This window comes from Kitasatospora sp. SolWspMP-SS2h (genome assembly GCF_003259315.1).
GTDB classification, from domain to species: Bacteria; Actinomycetota; Actinomycetes; order Streptomycetales; family Streptomycetaceae; genus Kitasatospora; species Kitasatospora fiedleri.
Genome location: NZ_QLLT01000001.1, coordinates 461234 through 481835, shown reverse-complemented (window position 1 = coordinate 481835; position 20602 = coordinate 461234). Strand labels below are relative to the sequence as shown.

Below are 20602 nucleotides of genomic sequence, written 5' to 3'. Positions count from 1 at the left end.
CGCCCCCGACGGGCCGGCCCGCACCACGTCAGGTGCGGGCCGGCCCGTCGGCGTTCCGGGCCGGTCCGCCCCCGGTGGTTCAGCCGGTCAGTTCCGCGCGCAGGGTGCGGGCGGCGGTGACCAGGCTGTCGACGGAGGCGCGGGTCTCGGTCCAGCCGCGGGTCTTCAGGCCGCAGTCGGGGTTGACCCAGAGGCGTTCGGCGGGGATCGCGGCCAGTCCGGCCCGCAGCAGTTCCAGCGCCTCCTCGGGGGAGGGGACGCGCGGGGAGTGGATGTCCCACACGCCCGGGCCGACCTCGGCGAGGTAGCCCGCCTCGGCGAGTTCGTGCGCCACCTGCATGTGCGAGCGGGCGGCCTCCAGCGAGATCACGTCCGCGTCCAACTCCTCGATGGCGCGCAGGATGTCGCCGAACTCGGCGTAGCACATGTGGGTGTGGACCTGGGTGTCGGCGCGGACCCCGGAGGTGGTGAGCCGGAACGCGTCGGTGGCCCAGTCCAGGTGCGCGGGCCAGCCGGAGCGCCGCAGCGGCAGCGTCTCGCGCAGCGCGGGCTCGTCGACCTGGATGACGGCGGCGCCCGCCGCCTCCAGGTCCGCCACCTCGTCGCGCAGGGCGAGGGCGACCTGCCGGGCGGTGTCGGCCAGCGGCTGGTCGTCGCGGACGAACGACCAGGCCAGCATGGTGACCGGGCCGGTGAGCATGCCCTTGACCGGGCGGTCGGTGAGGTCCTGGGCGAAGCGGTACCAGTCGACGGTCATCGGGTGCGGGCGGGAGATGTCACCGGCCAGGACCGGCGGGCGCACGTAGCGGGTGCCGTAGGACTGCACCCAGCCGTGCCGGGTGGCGAGGTAGCCGGTGAGCTGCTCGGCGAAGTACTGCACCATGTCGTTGCGTTCGGGCTCGCCGTGCACCAGCACGTCCAGCCCGGCCTTCTCCTGGTAGGCGACCACCTCGCGGACCTCGGCCTCCATCCGCTTGCGGTAGTCCGCCGCGTCGATCCGTCCGGCGTTCAACTCGGCTCGGGCGGAGCGCAGTTCGGCGGTCTGCGGGAAGGAGCCGATGGTGGTGGTGGGCAGCAGCGGCAGGCCGAGCCGGGCCTTCTGCGCCGCGGCGCGGACGGCGTACGGGGCGTCGCGGCGGGTGTCGGCCTCGGTGACGGCGGCGGCCCGGGCCCGCACGGCCGGGTCGCGGGTGATCGGGGAGGCGGCGCGGGAGGCCAGGTCGGCCCGGTTGGCGGCGAGTTGGGCGGTGACGGCGGCGGTGCCCTCGCGCAGGGCGCGGGCCAGCAGGGCGGTCTCGGCGGCCTTCTGCCGGGCGAAGGCCAGCCAGCGGCCGATCTGCGGGTCGAGGTCGCGTTCGGCGGCGGTGTCCAGCGGGACGTGCAGCAGCGAGCAGGAGGCGGCGACGTCCACCGTGTCGGCCAGGCCGAGCAGGGTGCCCAGGGTGGCCAGGGACTTGCCCAGGTCGTTGATCCACACGTTGCGGCCGTCGACCACACCCGCGACCAGCCGCTTGCCGGGCAGGCCGCCGACGGCCGCCAGGTCGGTCAGGTTGCCCGCCGCCGGGCCGGTGAAGTCCAGCGCCAGGCCCTCGACGGGGGCCTTCGCCAGGGTGATCAGCGCCTCGCCGAGCCGGTCGAAGTAGGAGGCGACCAGCAGCCTGGGGCGGTCGGTGAGCGCGCCCAGCTCCCGGTAGGCGCGGGCGGCGGCGTTCAGCTCGGCCGGGGTGCGGTCCTGCACCAGCGCGGGCTCGTCGAGCTGCACCCACTCGGCGCCGGCCGCCCGCAGGTCGGCCAGCAGCTCCGCGTACACCGGCAGCAGCCGGTCCAGCAGGGTGAGCGGCTCGAAGTCGGCGGCCACGCCGGGCGCGGGCTTGGCCAGCAGCAGGTAGGTGACCGGGCCGAGCAGCACCGGGCGGGCCCGGTAGCCCTGGCCGAGCGCCTCGCGCAGTTCGCCGACCTGCTTGGCGGAGTGCGCGGCGAAGACGGTGTCCGGGCCCAACTCCGGCACCAGGTAGTGGTAGTTGGTGTCGAACCACTTGGTCATCTCCAGCGGCGCCACCTGCTGGGTGCCGCGCGCCATCGCGAAGTAGCCCTCCAACGGGTCGGCCTGGTACGCCGCCCGGTGCCGGGGCGGGACCGCACCGACGGCGACCGTGGTGTCCAGCACGTGGTCGTACAGCGAGAAGTCGCCGGTGGGGACTTCGGTGATGCCGGCGCCGGCCAGCTGCCGCCAGTTGGCGCAGCGCAGTTCGGCGGCGGTGGCGCGCAGCGCGTCGGCGGTGACGGTGCCCCGCCAGTAGCCCTCGATCGCCTTCTTCAGTTCCCGGTTCCCGCCCTGGCGGGGGTATCCGTGGACGGTTGCCGCGGCTACGGACTTCGCAGTCAAGGGGACTCTCCTCGCGAGCCTTGATCCTGGGTCCGGTGCACAGGAGGCGCGGGGGTGCCGAGACCGGGCGGTGCCGCGCTCGACCGCGCCTGCCCGCCTGGTGTCCGTACCGACCCGCCCTCGAGGTCACCGGTCACCGGGTGCGAACGGTCGCACCCGGGCAACGGGCAGGTCTTCGGACTCGCGGGCCCGCCCGGGGAGGCTCGACGCTCCCGGGCACCTACTGGCCGTCGCTTCCCAGGCCCGTCCGGACCCAGTGCGTATGACGGCGGTCGTTCCCACTCACCGCTGCGGGGCAGTCCCGGATTCCCACCGGGTTCCCTCTTGCGACGCCCTGCCTGGCGGACAGGGCGAACCAGTTGCGCGGCCAGTGTAGAACGGACCGGGCGTTCTCCGGTGCGAAGTCCGGCAGCTGTCCGGTCCGTGGGACGCGCGGGCGGGCGGCGGACGGGCGGGCTGCGGACCGGCTGCGGGCCGGATGCGGGCAGACGGGCGGTGGCCGGGCGGTGTTCAGCCGTCGGTGCGGCGCAGCAGGTAGCTGTCCATGATCCAGCCCTTGCGGGCCCGGGCCTCGGCCCGCAACCCGGCGATCCGGTCGGCCTGTTCGGCCAGCGGGCCGGAGACCAGGATCTCGTCCTCGGTGCCCAGGTACGCCCCGTAGTGGATGTGCACGCCCGCCGGGTCGATGGCGGTGAACGCGGCCTGCCCGTCCAGCATCACCACCGCGTCCTCGGCGCCCGGCCCGAACCCCTCGGCGGCCAGCCGCCGCCCGGTGGTGATCCGCACCGGCCGCGCGGTGCGGGTCAGCGTGGTGCGGTGGCGGGCCGCCAGCACCGAGACGCTGCTGACGCCGGGCACCACCGTGTACCCGAACCCGGTCCGCCCGCGCGCCAGGACCCGGTCCAGCACGGCGGTCACGCTGTCGTACAGCGACGGGTCGCCCCACACCAGCAGCGCGCCCGTCCCGCCGTCCGGCAGCTCCTCGGCCACGGCCCGCTCCACCAGGTCGGCCCGCCGCTCCCGCCACTCCTCGACCGCCTCCGCGTACCCGGCCGCCGACCGGTCCCGCGCCGGGTCCACCAGCTCGACCACCCGGTGCCCGGCCCGGCCGTGCTCGGCGATCATGTCCCGCCGCAGCCGCATCAGGTCCTGCCGCTCCTCCGGCTTGTCGAGCAGCAGGAACACGTCGGTGCGGCCGATCGCCTTGACCGCCTCCAGGGTGAGGTGGTCGGGGTCGCCCGCGCCGATGCCGATGACGAGAAGAGTACGCATACCGGCGATTGTGCCCGCTGCCCGGCGCGTTCACCGGCCCGGGGCGGCGCCCCGACCGGCAGCCCCCGGCGCGCGGAGCCCGGCGGGGCGTCGTGCGCGCGCGGACACGCGCTGGGCCATCGGACGCACTCCGGCGGGCCGCGGCCGGGCGACGGCGGGGCGGGGCGTGACGATCGGCGCAGAGCCCCCGTGCGCCCGGCGCGGGGGAGGAAGGTGCGTCGTGACAATGGACCGTCGTCGTTTTCTGACCGCGGGCGGAGCGCTGGGGGCGGGGCTCGCGGCGGGAGTCTCCCCGGCCCGCGCGCAGGACCGGGGTACGGGTGCGGGCCCGGGGACGGGTCCGGCCTCCGGCGCGGACGCGGGCTCGGTACGGGCGTTCCCGCCCCGCCGGCGCGGGTGGCGGGCCGCGCCGCCGGACTGGCAGGCGCTGCGGCAACGGCTCGGCGACCGGCTGGTGCTGCCCGCCGACCCCGGGTACGGGACGGCGCGGCTCGGCTTCAACGAGCTGAACGACGGCCAACTGCCCGGCGCGGTCGCCAGGTGCGCCTCCGCCGACGACGTCCGGGCCTGCCTGGACGTGGCGCGCGGCCACGGCCTCCCGATCGCCGCCCGCAGCGGCGGCCACGGCTACCTCGGCTACAGCGTCCCCGACCGGGGCCTGGTGATCGACCTGCGCGCGCTGAACACCGTCCGGGTCGACCCCGACGGCAGCGCCGAGGTCGGCGCGGGCGCCCGGCTGATCGAGGTCTACGCGGGCCTGGCCGCCGCCGGCCGGCTGCTGCCCGGCGGGTCCTGCCCCACCGTGGGCATCGGCGGCCTCACCCTGGGCGGCGGCATCGGCGTGCTGGCCCGCACGTACGGCCTGACCTGCGACCGGCTCACCGCCGCCGAGGTCGTCACCGCCGACTCCTGCGTGCTGACCGCCGACGCCGAGCACGAACCCGACCTGCACTGGGCGCTGCGCGGCGGCGGGGGCGGGAACTTCGGCGTGGTCACCCGGTTCACCTTCGACACCCCGCCCGCGCCCGGCCTGACCGTCTTCGTCCTGCCCTTCCCGGCCGGCTCCGTCCCGCAGGTACTCGGCGCCTGGCAGCAGTGGGTCGCCGACGCGCCGCCCGAACTCTGGGCCGGCTGCCAGGTCTCCGGCGGCAACCCGCCCACCGGCAAGGTCGTCGGCTGCTGGGTCGGCGACCCGGACGGCGCGAACCGGCAGATCGACCGCCTGGTGCGGGCGGCGGGCACCCGGCCGACCGGCCGCACCGTCGCCGCCAAGGACTACCTGGGCGCGATGAAGTTCATGGCGGGCTGCGCCGACGACACCGTCGCCCAGTGCCACCCCACCTGGGAGGGCGGACGGTTGACCCGCACCGGCTTCGTCGCGGCCTCCCGGATGCTCGGCCCCGGCCCGGTGGCCCCGGCCCGGCTCACCGAGCTGATGACCGGCCGCACCGGCGTCGACCTGCTGCTCGACTCGCTCGGCGGCGCGGTCGCCGAACCCGCCCCCGACGCGACGGCCTTCCCGCACCGCGGCTCGCTCGCCAGTGCCCAGGTCTACGCGGGCGCCACCCCCGCCACCGAGGACCGGGCCCGCGCCACCGTCGACGAGATCCGCGACGGCCTCGCCCGGCTCGGCGCCCCCGGCGCGTACGTCAACTACATCGACGCCACCCTGCCCGACTGGGGCCGCGCCTACTACGGCGCGAACCTGCCGCGGCTCCAGCGGACCGCCCGCCGCTACGACCCCGACGGGGTCTTCGCCTTCCCGCAGTCGGTCACGGCGGCCTGACGGGTCGGGCGCGTCACATCCGGGAGCCAACCAGGTTGGTATCAGCGGGACATGGCGTCCGGTCAGGTGGCGGGGGAGGAGCGGGCGCGGCGCAGCAGGAAGGCGCCGGAGGCGGCGGCGAGGGCCGCCATGCAGGCGGTGAAGACCAGTCCGGCGTCGGCCAGGCCGAGCGGGCCGGACAGCAGGCCGACGCCGATCACCGGGATGGAGATGCCCAGGTAGGCGACCACGAACAGGGCCGAGAGCACGCCGCCCCGGTGCCGGGCGGGGGCGGCGTCCGCCACCTCGCCGACCGCGCCGCGCAGCGCCATGCCCTGCCCGGCGCCGCCGACCAGGGCGGCCAGCACCAGCGGGGCGAGGGTGGCGGTGGCGAGCGAGAGGGCGAGCAGGCCGAGGCCGCCGATCAGCACCAGGCAGCCCAGCGGGATCGCCCGCCGGGCCCCGAGCCGGGGCACCAGCAGCTGGCCGACGGTGGAGGCGAAGAACGCGGCGGCGACGATCAGGCCGACCGCGGCGTGGTTGCGCACCCCCAGGTCCTCGGCGAGGAAGGCCGGGCTGACCGAGGTGAACACGCCCAGCAGCGAGAACCCGGCGAACGCGGCGATCGCGGCGGGCACGAACACCCCGCGCACCTCGGCCGGCAGCGCGGGCCGCCGGGGCCGGGCGGTGCGCAGCGGGCGGGCCCCGGCGACGGTCTCCGGCAGCGCCCAGGCGACCGCCCAGGAGAGCGCCAGCAGGGCCAGGTGGGCGGCGAACGGCAGGACCAGCGGCCCCGGCGCGTACTGGGCGAGCAGCCCGGCCAGCAGCGGTCCGCAGCCCAGGCCGCCCATGTTGGCGGCGGTCGCCACGAAACCGGCCCGGGCCCGGCGTTCGGGCGGGGCCAGCTCCAGGACGTACGCGGTGGCGGTGCCGGTGAACAGGCCCGCCGCGAAGCCCGACAGCAGACGGCCCGCGAACAGCCAGGCCAGGCCCTGTTCGGCCAGGAAGGCCACCGCGCTGGCACCCGCGCAGGCCAGCCCGCACAGCAGCACCGGGCGGCGGCCCACCGCGTCCGAGACGTTCCCGAACAGCAGCAGCACGCCGATCACCCCGAGCGCGTAGACGGCGAACACCACCGTCACCATCAGCTCGGAGAAGCCGATCCGCTCCTGGTACAGCCCGTACAGCGGGGTGGGCAGCGTGGTGCCGGCCATGCAGACGGCGAACGCGCCCGCCGCCCCCAGGTACCCGCTGCGTCGACGATCTGTCACCACCCCACCGTAGGCAGCGCGCCGGACCGGCCGGAACCGGCGCGCCGGGGGCGGACGGGCGCGGACGGGGGCGGGTGCGCGCCGGAGCCCCGGGCACCCGCCGCCGACGGGCCGAATCGCGACATCCCTCACATAATGGGCCACATGGCTGACAACAGGAACAGTGCGGACCGGCCGTCCTCGATGACGGTCGGTGGCCGCGACGTGCGCATCAGGACGATCGCCTTCCTGGTGCTCGGCGTACTGGCGATCTGGTTCATCGCGGTGAACACCGCCTCGGTGCGCATCCGGCTGTGGATCCCCACCGTCACCCTCCCGCTGTGGCTGGTCCTCCTGGTCACCCTGCTGGTCGGCGCCGCCCTCGGCGAACTGCTGGCCCGCCGCCGCTCCAGGCGCTAGCCATCCGCCGAACGACCGGTCGGCCGCCGAACGACCGGTCGGCCGGTGACCGATCGGTCACCTGGTTCGGCGCAGGAGGTCGGACAGCGCGAGCCGGGACGGGACGTCGAGTTTGCGGTAGACGCGGGACAGGTGGGTCTCCACCGTGCGCGGGCTGAGGAAGAGCCGCTCGGCGATCTCGCGGGTGCGCAGCCCCGTCGCGGCCAGCTCGGCGATCTCCAGCTCGCGGTCGCTGAGCAGGCCGCGCGGGTGCGCGGTGCGGCAGTCCGTCGACAGTTCGGCGCGGGCGCGGGTCACCTGCTCCGTCACGAGCAGGGCCGGGTGCGTCCGGACGACCGCCTCGGCCGTGCCCAGGCGGTCGAGGGCCGCGGCCGGGCCGTACGCCTCGTGGAAGGCACGGGCGCCGGTCGCCAGGGTCCAGGCGTACTGCACCGGCATCCCGGCGGCCCGGAACGCCTCCGCCGCCCGGGCGAAGTGCCCGGCCGCCGCGCCGTGGTCGCCGTCGGCCAGCTGGAGCCGGGCCCGGGCGCACCGCGCGTGGGCCTCCTGGACGGGCAGCCCGAGCCGCCGGGCCTCCGCCTCGGCGGTCCGGACCAGCCGCTCCGCCTCCGCCCGGTCCCCGCACTCCAGGGTGGCGGTCGCCAGCACCGCCAGCAGGAACGGCCGGGAGAAGGGCCGGACCAGGGGCAGCCGCTCGTCGGTCCCGCCGTCCAGCAGGGTCCGCCGGCACCCGGCCGGATCGCCCCCGAGCAGCCGGGCCTGGGCGAGCAGGCCGGTCGCCGAGGCCGCCCACCAGCTGTGGCCGGACGGGGCCGCCTCCGTCGCCTCCTCGACCAGCGCCACGGCCTCGGCGGCGCCCTCCGGGTCACCGGCCCAGACGAGCGCCGTCGCGCGGATCGCTCGTGCCAGGGCCAGCGCGGGCCGCACCCCCAGGCAGTGGGCGAGGTCCTCGGCCTCCGTGGCGTGCTGCCGGGAGGACTCCAGGCGGCCGGTCCACTGCTCGGCCACCGCGAGCCCGAGCAGGCGGTGGAGCAGGACGGGCCGCTGGGGCCTCCGGCGGTCGGCCGTCGGTCCGCGGTGGTCGGCGGCCGGTCCGCGATGATCGGTGGCCGGTCCGTGGCGGTCGGCGGTCAGCTCCCGCCGGTCGGCCGTCAGCCCGCGGCTCAGGTGGCGGGCCGCGTCGGCGAACCGCTCCAGGTAGAGCTCGGCGCTGCCGAGCAGGGCCAGGGTCTCCGGGGTGCGGCCGGCCATCGGGTCCGGCAGGGCGTCGACCAGCCGGGCGCAGTGGGTGACCTCGTCCAGGGCCTCGGCCAGGTCGCCCGCGTGGGTGACGCAGAGCGCGTCGAGCACCCGTAACACGGTGCGGTCCGGCTCGGTGACGCCGTCCGCGTCCGCGTCTCCGTCTCCGTGGCTGGAGGCGGGGCCGGGGTCGGGGCCGCCGCCGTGTCCGTCGGCCCCGGTCGGCACCCGGACGGCTTCCCGGAGCAGGGCCCGGGCCTGGTCGTGGGTGCCGCGCAGGACGTGGACCAGCCCGTGCTCGATGACCAGTTCGGCGGCCTCGGCCGGCAGCGGCGACGGCAGCGGCCGGGGCAGCAGGCGGAGGGCCGCGTCGGCCAGGGCCGCCGCCTCCGCGTAGCGGCCGAGCTGCCGCTCGGCGCCGACGCAGACCGCGTACGCCTGGCACAGCTGCCGCTCGTCGAGCGTCGCGGCCCGGCGGCCGAGCAGTTCGTGCGCCCGGGTGCGGGCCTCGCCCGGGTGGCCCGAGGCGATCAGGGCGCGGCAGCGGGCGAGTTCCATCGCGTTCCGGGCGGCGGCGTCCGCGCCGCCGCCCCCTCCGTCGGGCAGGGCCTCCAGGGCCAGGCCGAGCCAGCGGGCGGCGGTGGCAGGTTCCAGCGCCGCGATCTCCGCCGCCCCCTCCGCCAGGGTGCGCGCGGCCAGTGCCGCGTCGCTGCCCAGCAGGTGCTCGGCGTGCCGGGCCCGGTCGCGGGCCCGCCCGTCCCGGCCGGTGATGAGTTCCAGGGCGCGGCGGTGGGCCCGCAGCCGGAAGGACAGCCCGGCCCGCTCGTGCGCGACGTGGCCGACCACCGGGTGGCGGAAGGCGAGCCGGCCCTGCCAGTCGGCCTGCCGCAGCAGGCCGGCCTCCTCCAGTTCGGCGAGCGCGTCGAGGGTGCGGTCCGCCCCCAGGCCGGAGAGCCGGGCGACGTCCTCCGGCCGGAACGGGCTGCCGGCCACGGCCGCCGCGGACGCGGTGAGCGCCGCGGGCGGCGTCAGCGCGTCGAGTTCGGCGACCAGCGGCTTCGCCGCGCGCAGCAGCCCGGCCGGGTCGGTGCCCGCCCGCTCGGGCCAGTGCTCGGGCTGCCAGCGCGCCGCGACGAGCAGGCGCAGGTAGCGCGGATTGCCCTCGGCCGCGGCACACAACCGGGCGGCGAACGCCCGGAGTTCGGCCGGGGTGTGGGCTCCGGGCTCCCCGTCTGCGGGCCGGTCGGCCAGCAGGACGGCCACCTCCTCCGGGGTGAGGGCACGGGGCTCGACCCGGGTCACCGTCCCGGCCCGCACCCCGTCCTGCAGCGCGGCCCGGAGCGCGGGCGCGGTCTGCCCCGGCCGGTGGGCGACCGCGAGCAGGAACGGGGCGGGCGTCACCGACCGCACCAGCCGGACCAGCAGCGCCGTCGACGCCGGATCGCACAGGTGGACGTCGTCCAGCACCACGAGGTGCCCCGCCGCCCAGGCGAGCGGCCGGTCGGCCGGGCCGTCGAACCGCTGCCCCGGACCGTCGAGTTGCTGCTTCGGGCCGCCGAACCGCTGCTCAGGCCAGTCGAGTTGCTGCTCCAAACCGTCGAACCACTGCTCCGGCCGGTCGAGTTGCTGCTCGGGACCGTCGAACCACTGCTCCGGCCGGTCGAGTTGCTGCTCGGGACCGTCGAACCACTGCTCCGGGCGGTCGAGTTGCTGCTCGGGACCGTCGAACCGCTGCTCCGCCGCACCGTCGCCGCCCGCCGACTCCCGGGCGTCGCGGAAGACCTGCCACGGGCCGGTGCCGCCGCGCCGGGCGTGGGCCCGGGCCACCGGGACCCCGCGCCGTGCGGCCAGCTCCAGGAGCGCCCCGGCCAGGCGGGTCTTGCCGATCCCCGGTTCCCCGGGCAGCTCGACGACCGAGCCCCGGCCGCGTTCCAGCGCGAGCACGGCCCGGGTGAGCGCGGAGAGTTCGGCCTCCCGCCCCACGAGCCGGCCCCCGGCGGGCCGTTGCTCTCCGGCGAGCTGCTCCGCGGCGAGGTGCCCGGCCGGAGAACTGTTGTGCTGCAAGGCGCTTGCCCACTTCCGTTGTCGACGCGAGGTGCCCCACCCGGCCCGCCCTCCGGACGCCCCGGCGCCACCGCACTCCCCGGCTGACCTCCCCGGCGGGGCCGGGCGGTCCTGACGACTCGGCGGCGTCGACCGGGTGCGCCCTGACACGGGCGGCCCGGAGATACGTACGGAGATTACGTGCTCCCCCTGACGCTTCCGCGGGCGTGCTCGATCAAGCTGGCCTCTCCCGACCTTCCGATCCGGAGGACAACGTGAAACTCAGGAGCATGGCGGTGGCCGCCGCACTCGGCGCCACCGTCCTCACCACGGTGCCGGCGGTCACCGCCCCGTTCACCGCCTACGCGTCCTGCGTGGACGACCACTCCACCTGCGGCAACGAGGACCCGCCGCCGCCGGACGACCCGGACGACGAGGACCCGCCGATCATCGACCTCCCCGACCCCGGCTACCCCGACTACCCGGGCGACGACCCGGGGCCGGCGACGGGCAGCCTGCCGACCGTCATCACCAACGGGTCCAACGTCAGCGAGGCGCCCGTGCCCGTGGCGGACGCCACCCTGCCCACCGTCGTGGTCACCGGCACCGCCACACCGGCCCCCGCACCGGCCGACCCGGCCATCCCCGGCAACACCGGAGCCGTCGGCGGGGGCGGCGAGGACAGCACCCCGGGCGCGGTGCTGTACCGGCTCGGGAAGCTCTGGGAGAAGCACGAGAACTGCTACCGCAACGGCAACTCCATGCCGTACAAGGTGGCGGAGACCGTCAAGTACGACGTCACCTACCAGGTCAGCACCAACATCTCGGCGAAGGCGGTCGACGTGCTCACCGCCACGATCGGCACCCAGCTCAACACCACGATCAGCCGCAGCCAGACCGTCGACTTCACCCTCAACCCGGGCGAGAGCTGGTCGCTGTTCGTCGAGTACCAGACCAACGTCTACCGGATCACGACCTTCGACTACTGGAGCCTCTCGTACAAGACCGAGTTCGTGAACGTCACGGCCCCGACCGGCGTCGTGACCCCGCGCCCCTGCTGAGGCCGGTCCCGTCCTGATGCCCCGCCACCCCTCCGAACTGGCGGCACGGCCGGCCACGCCCGTCGTGCCGGTCGTGCCGCTGCTCGACGCGGAGGTGATCCCCGGACCGGCCCGGGCCGCGGCGCTGGCCGCCCTCGCCGCGCTCACCGCGGCCGTCCGGCGCCACCTCGGCGACCCCGACCTGTTCCACCGCCCCCGCTACCGGACGAAGGCGCACCACCGCCACCTCGCCGGACTGACCGGCGAACAGGCGACCGCCCGGATCGCCGAGGCCGCCGAGGCCCGGGCCGCGGCCGGACTGCTGGCCGTGCACTCGGTCCGCGCCGAACGCGCCGAACGGCCCGACCGCCGCCCCTGCTTCACCCCGGACGCCCTCGCCGAACTGCACGGGCTGCTCGTCGCCGCCGACCCCAACATCCCCGGCACCGGCGGCTTCCGGAACGCCACCGCCAGGGTGAACTGGCCGGACGGGCGGCGCTTCGTGATGACCGTCCGCCCCGGCCGCGACCTGCGCGACCACGTCCGGCGCTGGTACGCGTGGGGCACCCGGACCACCTCGCCGCCGCTGGACGCCGCGGCGCTCGGCATGGTGCGGCTGCTCACCGTCCACCCCTTCCCCGACGCCAACGGCCGCACCGCCCGGCTCCTCGCGGAGTGCGACCTGGTGGCCGCCGGCCTCCTGCCCGGCCTCCTGCTCGACCTCGAAGGCTGGACCGAACGCCACCGGGCCGAGCACGACCGGGCGGTGGTCGCCGCCGCCCAAGGCCGACTCGCCCCCTGGGGCGAACTGTTCGCCCGCACCGTCACCGACACCGCCCGCCACCGGACCGCGACCGTCGAGACCTACGGCGCCCTGATCGACGCCGCGATCGCCCGCACCGACGGCGACGCCGCCGAGACGGCCGTCCTTAACTGCCTCCGCACCGCCCCCGCCCTCTCCGCGCCCTGGCTCCACGACCGCATCCCGCACGACCCGGCCCCACCCCTCGACCGCCTCCGCACCGCCGGAATCCTCACCCCCCACCCCTGCCTCCCGGGCGCCCTGATCCACCCCCAGGCCCTCGCCGTCCTGGACACCCCGTACGAGGACCCCCCGCCCTGAGGCCCGCTCCTGGGCGCCGTCCGGACGTGCCGAGGCGCCGGTCCCCCCTGAGGTGGGGGACCGGCGCCTGGGGGTGGGTCAGCCGGGCCAGGTGCCGGTGAGGCGGCGGGTGGCGGTGGCTCCGCTGCGGTCGATGGCGGCTTTGACGAGGGCGAAGATCGCGCCCTGGAGGGTGGCGGCGAGCAGGACCTCGCGCCAGGTGCGGTCCTCGTCGGTGGCGTCCGGGGTGTCGTCGTCGTGGCCGATCAGCTTCCAGGTCTGCTTGAAGGCGACGCCCGCGAGCAGGCCGCCGACCACGCCGAGCGTCAGCCCGACCGGCTTGTACAGGATCTTGACCGCGTTCACTTCTGCTTCCGGCCGCGCAGCAGGAGCAGGGTGACCACCAGGACCGCGCCGCCGACCAGCAGCGGGGTGCGGTTGGCCCGGGCCGCCGCGACGGCGGACGCGGCCTTCTGCCGCAGTTGCTCCGGGGTCTTCTCGGCGGCCAGCTGACCGGCGTGGACCGCGGTGTCGCGGATCTGGGTGGCGGCCTGGTCGGCCTTCTCCAGCACCTGGTCCGGGGTCTTCTCCTTGACCAGGTCGGCGGCCTGCCCCGCCTTCTCCCGGAGCTTGCCGGTCAGTTGCGCGGCCTTCTCGGCGGCCTGTTCCTTGAGTTCGGCGGTCTTCTCCACGACCTGCTCCTTGACGTCCGCCTTGGCCGCCAGCGCCTCGACCGTGCGGCCGAGGTCCTCGCGGGTGTGCTCGACCTGCTCGCGGAGCCGGTCGGTCTCCGCCGAACCGTCGCCCTGGGGCTGCTCGTTCATCGGTGTGCCCTCTCCTTGATCTCGGCCACGTCGGCCTTCACGCTGTCGATGGTCTGCTCGGGCGCGGGAGCGCCGGCCCTGGCCACCTGCTTGCGGCCGGCCTGGACCAGGACCGCGGCGACCAGTGCGAGCAGGGCCGCGACGATCAGCGCCGACGCCCACACCGGCAGGGCCAGTGCGAGGGCGGCGATCGCCGCGGCGACCACGGCCTGGGCCGCCAGGATGCCGACCAGTCCGGCCCCGCCGACCAGGCCGCCGCCCAGGCCGTAGCGCTTGCCCTTCTCGGTCAGCTCCGCCCGGGCCAACTGCATCTCCTCCCGGACCAGTTCCGAGAGTTGCTGCGACGCCCGCGTGACGAGGGCGCCCACCGGCTCCTCGCCGCCGTACCGGGCGCCGTCCCCGATGCCGCTGCTCATGGCCGTGCTCCTTCCTGCTGCCGTCCTGCTCCCGTGCGTCGGGCCGGGATCTCTCCCCGCCCGCCCGCGCCTACCCCTGAACCCGCGGGTCATCCACTGCAGGTGCCGGCGTGGTCGGCGGGTGCTCTGCGGCCCGGGGGAGCGGGAGGGGTTCAGCGGCCGGTGGCGGGGGTGACGACGGCCGTTTCGACGTGGGTGATGCCCAGGCCGGTCAGGTCCCGGGAGAGGAAGCCGTAGAGGGAGTCCAGATCGGGGAAGTAGCCGGCCGCGTGCAGGTTGGAGGGGCCGGAGGTGGCGAACGCGCCGTGGACGGCCGGGTGGGCGGCCAGGGCGCGGCCGGTGGCGGCCAGGTGGTCCGGGGTCACCCGGAGGAGGAACTTCGCCTCGATGGGCAGCCCGAGCCGGCGGGGGTCGACCAGCACCTGGGTGACCAGTCGGCCCTCCGCGGCCATCCGGGCCAACCGGCGGCGGACCGTGCTCTCCGGGTGGCCGGTCCGGGCCGCCAGGGCCGTCGCGCTCAGCCGGGCGTCCGGGGCGAGGGCGTCCAGCAGGGCCTGTTCCAGCGGGTCGGCCTCCACACCGTACGGGCCGGGGGCGGGCGGTGTCGGTGCGGGCGGGACCGGAGCGGGCGGTGTCGGGGCGGGCGGGACCGGAGCGGGCGGGAGCGGGGAGGCCGGGGCCAGGGCCGTGCGTTCGGCCGCCGTCAGCACCTGGTGGCGCCACTCGGAGGTGAGCCGGAAGACGTGCAGGATAGTGGCGCTCTCCACGGACGTCACCGCCTGGGTGGAGGGCAGTTGACGGAACACCAGCCGGTCGCGCGAACCGGGCTCGGTCCGGGCGACCGCGAAGATCTCGTCCCCCGCCGTGGTGACGTCGACGAACGGGACGTCCTCGCGCGCCGCCAGCGCGGCCACGATGGCGTCGAGCTTGCCGCGCAGCACCCTGATCCGCAGGAACAGCGCCCCGGCCGAGCCCCCGTGACGCGGCCGGGCCACCGGGGAGACCACCACCCGCACCGTGCCGTCCGCGGTCAGCGCCCGCAGCCGGCGGCGGACCGTCGCCGCCCCCACCCCCAGCACCTCGGCCGCCCGTTCGGCGCCGAGCCGGCCGTCCCACTGCAGCGCGGCGACCAGCCGCTGGTCGAGGGGACTCAGAACGGAATGCGCCGATGCACGGACCATGACAGCGAGTTTCGCTCATCGCACCGCCCCGCGGCGACCGTTCCGGCACCTGCGGGCCGAGGATGGGAAGCACCCCGACCGATCCCCACCGAGGAGGCTCCCGTGCCCGAGATCCGGCCACGCACCGAAGTACGCTTCGCCAGCGGCACCACCACGTGCGCCGCCTGGCACTACCCGGGGTCCAACGGCGGCTGCGTGGTCATGGCCGGCGGGACCTCGGTGACCAGGGGACCGGCCACCGACCGGTTCGCCGCCCGCTTCCACCGGGCCGGGTTCAGCGTCCTCGCCCTCGACTTCCGGCACTTCGGCGGCAGCGGGGGCACCCCGCGCCAGGTCGTCCGCTTCGACGAGCAGATCGCCGACTACCGCGCCGCCGTCGACTTCGCGGCCGGCCTGCCCGAGGTCGACCCCGTCCGGATCGCCGTCTGGGGCTTCTCGCTCGCCGGCGGCCACGTCCTGCGGGTCGCCGCCGACCACCCGCGGCTGGCCGCCGCCATCGCCCAGACCCCGCTCGCCGACGCCCCCGCCATCACCCCGCACGCGCTGCGCTCGATGACCCCCCGCGCGGCGCTGCGCCTGTTCGGCCGGGCCGCCGCCGACCTGCTCGGCGGCCTCGCCGGCCGCCCGCCGCTGCTGGTCCCGACCGCCGGACCGCGCGGCACCGTCGCCTCGCTCACCACCGCCGACGCGACGGACGGCGACCGCGCCCTCGACCCCGACCGCCGCCACACCGACTGGGACCGGACCGTCGCGGCCCGGATCGCCCTCCAGTTCGGCACCTACCGCCCCGGCCGCCACGCCGCCCGCATCCACTGCCCGTTCCTGGTGGTCGTCTGCGACGACGACCGCAGCGCCCTGCCCGGACCCGCCCTGCGCGCCGCCGCGACCGCCCCGCGCGCCGAGACACTCCGCCTGCCCGGCCGCCACTACGCCCCGTTCCTGGAAGCCCACGAACCGGCCGTCACCGCCCAACTCGCCTTCCTGCGAAAGCACTTGCTCGCCGACCAATCGGACGCGGCCAAAGACCCGGGCCGACGCGACCGTGCGCGGCGGACCGCCGGGTGAGCGGTGCCCGGGACCGCTGCGCGTCGATGTCCTCGTCGGCGTGCGCCAGGCGGGTGCGCGGCACAGCGCGTCCGCCCGTGGGACGGCGCGGCGGAATGGGCCGGCCGTCGCGTCGGGGCGCGGCCTAGCCTCGCGGTCGCGGGCACCGACGTGCGTGGGCACCGACGTGTACGGCTGCATCGAGATCCGGGATCCGCACGCCGACGAGGACTGGTGCGAGTGGGAACCGTGGCAGCGCTGCATGGACTGTGCCCGCTGTACGGGGAGTTCGGCGACTACCCGGTGTTCGCCCCGCTGTTCGGGGTGCGCAACGACCTGGGGCGGGAGCCGCTCGCCGCGCGCCGCGGACTGCCGGGGGACGCCTCGGCGGCGGTGCGGACGGAGTTCGAGGAGGCGCGCCGCCTGGACGCGGCGGTGCCCAGCCCGACGTCGGTGAGCTGGGCGGAGCTGGCGCGGGCCGACCTGGCGGCCTCGCCCGCGGGTCTGCGCGGCGTGGTCCTGCTGCGCGAGCCGACCGGTGAGGGCGGGCAGGTGCGGGGCGGGTACGCGCAGCGGCGGTTCTGGGTCGGCGAGCGGTGGGGCTCGGCGGTGCTGGTGCGGCGGATGGGCCCCGGGGTCGGCGGCTGGATCCCCGCCGAACTGCCGTTCGGTGAACGGTCGGTGGGCGCCACGCGGGTCACGTACCGCCCGTTCACCCTCGGGGACGCCGTCGGGCCGGGCACCGGCTGGGAGCACGTGTTCGCCGTCATGGCCGCACTGGCCGGCCGGTTCGGCGACCACGGCGTCCGGCTCGTCGTGTACTTCGACTGACGGTCGAGGGGTGAGGGGGGAGGGGTGACGGTCGAGGGACGAGGGTCCGCCGCCGGTCCGGTGCCCCGCCCCGGCTGCGGCGTGCGGCCGTTACGTCGGATCCATCGGACAGAGGGACAAATGTAGGGTTCGCGGCATGAAACTGGTCAAGAGGCGGCCCCGGTTCCACCTGCTGCTGGGCGTGGCGGTGCTGGCGGTCGCGGCCCTGGTCACGGTGGCGGTCATCCGCAGCTTCGCCATGGTCACGGTCAGTCCCGGGCAGGCGCGGAAGCAGGCGAAGGGCGCGCCGGTCGCGGGGCAGGCGGACTGCGCGCGGGAGAAGTGCATCGCGCTCACCTTCGACGGCAGCCCCGGGGAGCCCACCGGGAAGGTCATGGACCTGCTGGCGGAGTACCGCGCCCCGGCCACGTTCTTCCTGGAGGGGCGGGACCTCCACAGCCACCCCGACGTGGTGCGGCGCATCGCGGCGGAGGGGCACGAGATCGGCGACCACACCTGGACGCACCCCCGGCTGACCGAGGTCTCCGACGCGCAGGTCCGGGACGAACTCGGCCGCACCGCGGACGCCATCGAGGAACTCACCGGCCGGCGGCCCACCCTGATGCGCCCGCCGGAGGGCCGCACCGACGACCGGGTCTCGGCGATCTCGCGGGAACTCGGCATGGCCCAGGTGCTCTGGACGGTGACTGCGCAGGACTACGCGACCGACGACACCGCGCTGATCACCCGGCGGGTCCTGGACGGCGCCGCCCGCGACGGGATCGTCCTGCTGCACCCGCTGCACGCGGGCACCGTCCCCGCCCTGCCCGCCGTGCTCAAGTCGCTCAGCGACCAGGGCTACACCTTCGTCACCGTCGACCAGTTGCTCGCTCCCGGCACGGCGCGGCCCGGCACCGTCTACCGGTGACGGGCCGTCGGCCCCGACCCCGTTCTCCCGGATGCATGTTCGCCCCGGCCACGGGCAGACGGCGGTTCGACACCGACTACGGAGGTTGCACGTGGTTCCCCTTCTTCTCGTCCTGCTGCTGGCCCTACTCCTGTTCGGTGCCGGATTCGCACTCAAGGCCCTCTGGTGGGTGGCCATCATCGTCCTGGTGGTCTGGCTGGTCGGCTTCGTCGCCCGCGGCGCCCACCCCTCCGGCGGCCGTCGCCGCTGGTACCGCTGGTAAGCGCTCCGGTCCGGGCACGCCCGGGAACCGGCATCGAGCGGGGTCCGCGCGCAGGCGCGGGCCCCGCTCGTCCGTGTCCGCCACCCGGTTCGGCGCGGCGGGGTGTGCGTCACCGCTCACGGGGCAGACCTCCAGCAGCCGTCGGACGGGCCGGCGCGGAGAACAGCGCGGAGACGGCCCGGCCCGGTGCGAACCCGCCCTCCTCGTACCGCGTCCGAGCCGTGCCCGGAACGAGCCCGTAGACGAAAGGGATGGAGACCATGGAAGGACACGACCCCGCACTGCGGGCCGTGGGCTGGGCGCGGACGCTGCCCGTGTCCAGCGGTGTACGGACCGGGCGCTCCTGGGCCCGCCGACACCTCGAAGAACTCGGCTGGACGGCCCGCGCACCCGAGACCGCCGACGCGGTCATCCTCACCATCTCCGAACTCATCACCAACGCCCACCTGCACGCCCGCAGCGACGCCAACCTCGTCCTCACCTGGGACGGTTCCTGCCTGTACGTCAGCGTGCACGACGACTCGCCGAGGATGCCGCGCCCGCGCGAGGCCGGGTCCGAGGCCACCTCCGGCCGCGGGATGGCGCTGGTGGACAGCCTCGCCGACGACTGGCAGGCCCGGCCCGACGGGCGGGGGAAGACCGTCATCGCCTCCTTCCACCCGACCAACTGCACCGAACACCAAGGCGATTGATCCGAGGCCGGCCGGCGGGAGGGCAGGACCGCGGAGGAAGGACCGCGGCCGTGGTCAAGGCCGTCCGGGTCACGGGTGTGTCCCGGCGGGCAGCCACGGCGGCGGTGCTGTTCCGGAGCCGGGTGAGACGGTGTCAGGGCTGGTCGGGGGCAGCGGCCGGTGCGCAGGGGCGGGCCGCTCCCGGCCGCACTGTCACAGCACTGTCCTGGGGGCGGACCGGACGCAACGGTTCGGCCGGTCCGGCAGTCCTGCTCTTCGGAAACACGCTCGCACCGAACGGGCGGCACCACCGTCCCGTACGTCCCGTACGTCCCGTACTTCCCGCACTCGAGGAGAACACCATGCGCGCCCGCACGTCCGTCTTCGCCGCCCTGGCCGTCGCCGCCGCCCTCTCGCTCACCGCCTGCCAGGACGACGGGACCGACACGGCGCAGGGCGCCCCGACCGGGGCCGCGACGCCGACCGGGTCCGCCGCGTCCACCGGGTCTCCTACGGCCTCCACCGGCGGCGGCCAGACTCCGGGCGGCGCGGGGAAGAGCGCCACGCCGACCAGCGCGGCACCGACCGGCTCCGACGCGGCCGGGAAGGCGGCCAAGTGCCGGACGGCGGACCTGACCGTCACCGCCGCCGACCGCACCGTCACCGGCGACGCCACCCGCACCGTCGTGGTCGAGCTGAAGAACCGCAGCGGCAAGGACTGCGCGATCTCCGGGTACGCGGGCGTCGACCTCCAGACCTCGGCGGGCCCGCTGTCCGCCGAGCGGTCCGGCGAACCGGTCGTCGCGGGCGTCCTGAAGAGCGGCAAGTCGACCTACTTCGGCATCGGTTACCCGGCCAACACCTCGGGCGGCTCCGGCATCCGGATCACCGGCCTGGTGGTGACCCCGCCGGACGAGACCCAGTCGGTCACCCTGCCCTGGCCGGGCGCCGCCTCGCTGCCCGTCACGGACGGCAGCGGGACCCCGGTGAAGGTCGGCCCGGTGGGAAGCGCCGGCCAGGGCGAGTGACCCCGGGGCCCGCCCCGGGCGCCGGTCGGCCCCGGGTGTAGATCGGGCCCGGGATCGGGCCGCCGGGGCGGGATGGCAGACTGGCGCGATGAAGACCATCGGCCTGATCGGCGGCATGAGCTGGGAGTCCACCGCCCAGTACTACCGGCTGCTCAACGAGTTGACGCGCGAGCGGCTCGGCGGGCTGCACTCGGCGAAGTGCGTGCTGCACTCGGTGGACTTCGCCGAGATCGAGGAGCTGCAGACGGCGGGCCGCTGGACCGAGGCCGGGGAGGTGCTGGCCCGGGCGGCGAAATCGCTGGCGGCGGCCGGGGCCGACCTGCTGCTGATCTGCACCAACACCATGCACAAGGTCGCCGACCAGGTGGCCGCCGCGGTCGACATACCGCTGCTGCACCTCGCCGACACCACCGCCGCGGCGGTCCGGGCGGCCGGGCTGGACCGGGTCGGGCTGCTCGGCACCGCGTTCACCATGGAGCAGGACTTCTACCGCGGCCGGCTGGCCGGGCACGGACTCGAGGTGCTGGTCCCGGACGCGCCGGGCCGGGCCGTCGTGCACCGGGTGATCTATGAGGAGCTGTGCCTGGGCGTCGTCCGGGAGGAGTCCCGGGCCGCCTACCGGGAGGTGATCGCCGAGCTGGTCTCCCGGGGCGCGCAGGGCGTCGTCCTGGGCTGCACCGAGATCGAGCTGCTGGTCGGGGCGGCCGACAGCCCGGTGCCGCTCTTCCCGACCACCGCCCTGCACGCCCGGGCCGCGGTCGACGCCGCCCTCGGCCCGGACGCGCCGTCCGGGCCGCCGCCGCGCACCCCCTGACGGGACCGCGCCCCCCTTTTTCGTCCTTCCTGCCCGGTGGGGTTCTTGCGGACCGGCAGAACGGGTATCCGCCCTGCCGGGGCCACCCGGCCCCAGTCCGCGCAGGA

Annotated in this window: 19 protein-coding genes and 1 riboswitch; of the genes, 11 read left to right on the top strand and 8 right to left on the bottom strand. The window is 76.1% G+C overall.

Annotation, left to right across the window (positions count from 1 at the left end):
- Nucleotides 1-79 precede the first annotated feature (79 nt).
- Both metE and cobF read right to left on the bottom strand, forming a co-directional pair.
- A complete protein-coding gene (gene metE, locus K353_RS02075) occupies nt 80-2386 on the bottom strand; it encodes a 5-methyltetrahydropteroyltriglutamate--homocysteine S-methyltransferase (RefSeq protein WP_111551783.1) in 2307 nt (768 codons plus the stop codon).
- A gap of 148 nt (nt 2387-2534) precedes the next feature.
- A riboswitch (cobalamin riboswitch) is annotated at nt 2535-2761 on the bottom strand.
- Nucleotides 2762-2896: 135 nt separating this feature from the next.
- Nucleotides 2897-3658 carry a precorrin-6A synthase (deacetylating) gene (gene cobF / locus K353_RS02070; RefSeq protein ID WP_111551782.1) on the bottom strand — a complete coding sequence of 254 codons (762 nt, stop codon included), beginning with the start codon at nt 3656-3658 and terminating at the stop codon, nt 2897-2899.
- Nucleotides 3659-3884: 226 nt separating this feature from the next.
- Here cobF and K353_RS02065 point away from each other — a divergent pair, with 226 nt between their 5' ends.
- A complete protein-coding gene (locus K353_RS02065; protein WP_233533310.1) occupies nt 3885-5444 on the top strand; it encodes an FAD-binding oxidoreductase in 1560 nt (519 codons plus the stop codon).
- A 62-nt stretch (nt 5445-5506) separates the two neighbouring features.
- Here the strand turns inward: K353_RS02065 and K353_RS02060 are convergent, their stop codons facing one another.
- Nucleotides 5507-6694 carry an MFS transporter gene (locus K353_RS02060; protein ID WP_370447540.1) on the bottom strand — a complete coding sequence of 396 codons (1188 nt, stop codon included), beginning with the start codon at nt 6692-6694 and terminating at the stop codon, nt 5507-5509.
- Nucleotides 6695-6838: 144 nt separating this feature from the next.
- On the opposite strand from K353_RS02060, the gene K353_RS02055 reads away from it, so the two are divergent.
- Nucleotides 6839-7093, top strand: a complete 255-nt coding sequence (locus K353_RS02055) for a lipopolysaccharide assembly protein LapA domain-containing protein (protein ID WP_111551869.1) — start codon at nt 6839-6841, stop codon at nt 7091-7093.
- A gap of 57 nt (nt 7094-7150) precedes the next feature.
- Here K353_RS02055 and K353_RS35105 read toward each other — a convergent pair whose 3' ends face one another.
- Nucleotides 7151-10396 carry a LuxR family transcriptional regulator gene (locus K353_RS35105; RefSeq protein WP_111551779.1) on the bottom strand — a complete coding sequence of 1082 codons (3246 nt, stop codon included), beginning with the start codon at nt 10394-10396 and terminating at the stop codon, nt 7151-7153.
- A 254-nt stretch (nt 10397-10650) separates the two neighbouring features.
- Here K353_RS35105 and K353_RS02045 point away from each other — a divergent pair, with 254 nt between their 5' ends.
- Together K353_RS02045 and K353_RS36450 are read left to right on the top strand one after the other, a co-directional pair.
- Nucleotides 10651-11436 carry a DUF6426 family protein gene (locus K353_RS02045; RefSeq protein ID WP_146616367.1) on the top strand — a complete coding sequence of 262 codons (786 nt, stop codon included), beginning with the start codon at nt 10651-10653 and terminating at the stop codon, nt 11434-11436.
- Nucleotides 11437-11452: 16 nt separating this feature from the next.
- A complete protein-coding gene (locus K353_RS36450) occupies nt 11453-12538 on the top strand; it encodes a Fic family protein (protein ID WP_111551777.1) in 1086 nt (361 codons plus the stop codon).
- Between the two features lie 78 nt (nt 12539-12616).
- On the opposite strand, the gene K353_RS02035 is transcribed toward K353_RS36450, so the two are convergent.
- The 4 genes from K353_RS02035 to K353_RS02020 all read right to left on the bottom strand — a co-directional run bounded on the left by K353_RS02035 (nt 12617) and on the right by K353_RS02020 (nt 14938).
- A complete protein-coding gene (locus K353_RS02035) occupies nt 12617-12883 on the bottom strand; it encodes a DUF4235 domain-containing protein (protein ID WP_100839135.1) in 267 nt (88 codons plus the stop codon).
- Entirely contained in the window at nt 12880-13341 is a 462-nt protein-coding gene (locus K353_RS02030; RefSeq protein ID WP_111551776.1) for a DUF3618 domain-containing protein, read from the bottom strand. The genes K353_RS02035 and K353_RS02030 overlap by 4 nt, the downstream gene beginning before the upstream one ends.
- Complete coding sequence (locus tag K353_RS02025) at nt 13338-13757, bottom strand: phage holin family protein (protein ID WP_111551775.1); 420 nt, start codon at nt 13755-13757, stop codon at nt 13338-13340. The genes K353_RS02030 and K353_RS02025 overlap by 4 nt, the downstream gene beginning before the upstream one ends.
- 152 nt (nt 13758-13909) lie before the next feature.
- Nucleotides 13910-14938: an Lrp/AsnC family transcriptional regulator gene (locus tag K353_RS02020; protein ID WP_111551774.1), complete on the bottom strand. Its 1029-nt coding sequence runs from the start codon at nt 14936-14938 to the stop codon at nt 13910-13912.
- Between the two features lie 102 nt (nt 14939-15040).
- Between K353_RS02020 and K353_RS02015 the strand changes: the two genes are divergently transcribed.
- The 7 genes from K353_RS02015 (at nt 15041) to K353_RS01985 (ending at nt 20495) form a co-directional block, all read left to right on the top strand.
- Nucleotides 15041-16003 (top strand): alpha/beta hydrolase, encoded by a 963-nt coding sequence (locus tag K353_RS02015; protein WP_199527951.1) that lies wholly within the window; start codon nt 15041-15043, stop codon nt 16001-16003.
- Nucleotides 16004-16231: 228 nt separating this feature from the next.
- Nucleotides 16232-16813 (top strand): hypothetical protein, encoded by a 582-nt coding sequence (locus K353_RS02010; protein ID WP_146616366.1) that lies wholly within the window; start codon nt 16232-16234, stop codon nt 16811-16813.
- A 136-nt stretch (nt 16814-16949) separates the two neighbouring features.
- Complete coding sequence (locus K353_RS02005; protein ID WP_111551772.1) at nt 16950-17720, top strand: polysaccharide deacetylase family protein; 771 nt, start codon at nt 16950-16952, stop codon at nt 17718-17720.
- A 91-nt stretch (nt 17721-17811) separates the two neighbouring features.
- Entirely contained in the window at nt 17812-17982 is a 171-nt protein-coding gene (locus K353_RS02000; RefSeq protein ID WP_111551771.1) for a hydrophobic protein, read from the top strand.
- A gap of 260 nt (nt 17983-18242) precedes the next feature.
- Nucleotides 18243-18674 (top strand): ATP-binding protein, encoded by a 432-nt coding sequence (locus K353_RS01995; protein ID WP_111551867.1) that lies wholly within the window; start codon nt 18243-18245, stop codon nt 18672-18674.
- 341 nt (nt 18675-19015) lie between these two features.
- A complete protein-coding gene (locus tag K353_RS01990; RefSeq protein WP_111551770.1) occupies nt 19016-19681 on the top strand; it encodes a DUF4232 domain-containing protein in 666 nt (221 codons plus the stop codon).
- Between the two features lie 88 nt (nt 19682-19769).
- On the top strand, nt 19770-20495 hold the full coding sequence (locus K353_RS01985) for an aspartate/glutamate racemase family protein (protein ID WP_111551769.1): 726 nt from the start codon (nt 19770-19772) through the stop codon (nt 20493-20495).
- Nucleotides 20496-20602: the final 107 nt, after the last annotated feature.

What these genes read in the sequence shown, in the direction of transcription:
- K353_RS36450 (WP_111551777.1), top strand. Translation starts at nt 11,453, where the DNA reads ATGCCCCGCCACCCCTCCGAACTGGCGGCACGGCCGGCCACGCCCGTC.
- cobF (WP_111551782.1), bottom strand. Translation starts at nt 3,658, where the DNA reads ATGCGTACTCTTCTCGTCATCGGCATCGGCGCGGGCGACCCCGACCAC.
- K353_RS02025 (WP_111551775.1), bottom strand. Translation starts at nt 13,757, where the DNA reads ATGAGCAGCGGCATCGGGGACGGCGCCCGGTACGGCGGCGAGGAGCCG.
- K353_RS02030 (WP_111551776.1), bottom strand. Translation starts at nt 13,341, where the DNA reads ATGAACGAGCAGCCCCAGGGCGACGGTTCGGCGGAGACCGACCGGCTC.
- K353_RS02055 (WP_111551869.1), top strand. Translation starts at nt 6,839, where the DNA reads ATGGCTGACAACAGGAACAGTGCGGACCGGCCGTCCTCGATGACGGTC.
- K353_RS01985 (WP_111551769.1), top strand. Translation starts at nt 19,770, where the DNA reads ATGAAGACCATCGGCCTGATCGGCGGCATGAGCTGGGAGTCCACCGCC.
- K353_RS02005 (WP_111551772.1), top strand. Translation starts at nt 16,950, where the DNA reads ATGAAACTGGTCAAGAGGCGGCCCCGGTTCCACCTGCTGCTGGGCGTG.
- K353_RS01995 (WP_111551867.1), top strand. Translation starts at nt 18,243, where the DNA reads ATGGAAGGACACGACCCCGCACTGCGGGCCGTGGGCTGGGCGCGGACG.
- K353_RS02065 (WP_233533310.1), top strand. Translation starts at nt 3,885, where the DNA reads ATGGACCGTCGTCGTTTTCTGACCGCGGGCGGAGCGCTGGGGGCGGGG.
- K353_RS02020 (WP_111551774.1), bottom strand. Translation starts at nt 14,938, where the DNA reads ATGGTCCGTGCATCGGCGCATTCCGTTCTGAGTCCCCTCGACCAGCGG.
- K353_RS01990 (WP_111551770.1), top strand. Translation starts at nt 19,016, where the DNA reads ATGCGCGCCCGCACGTCCGTCTTCGCCGCCCTGGCCGTCGCCGCCGCC.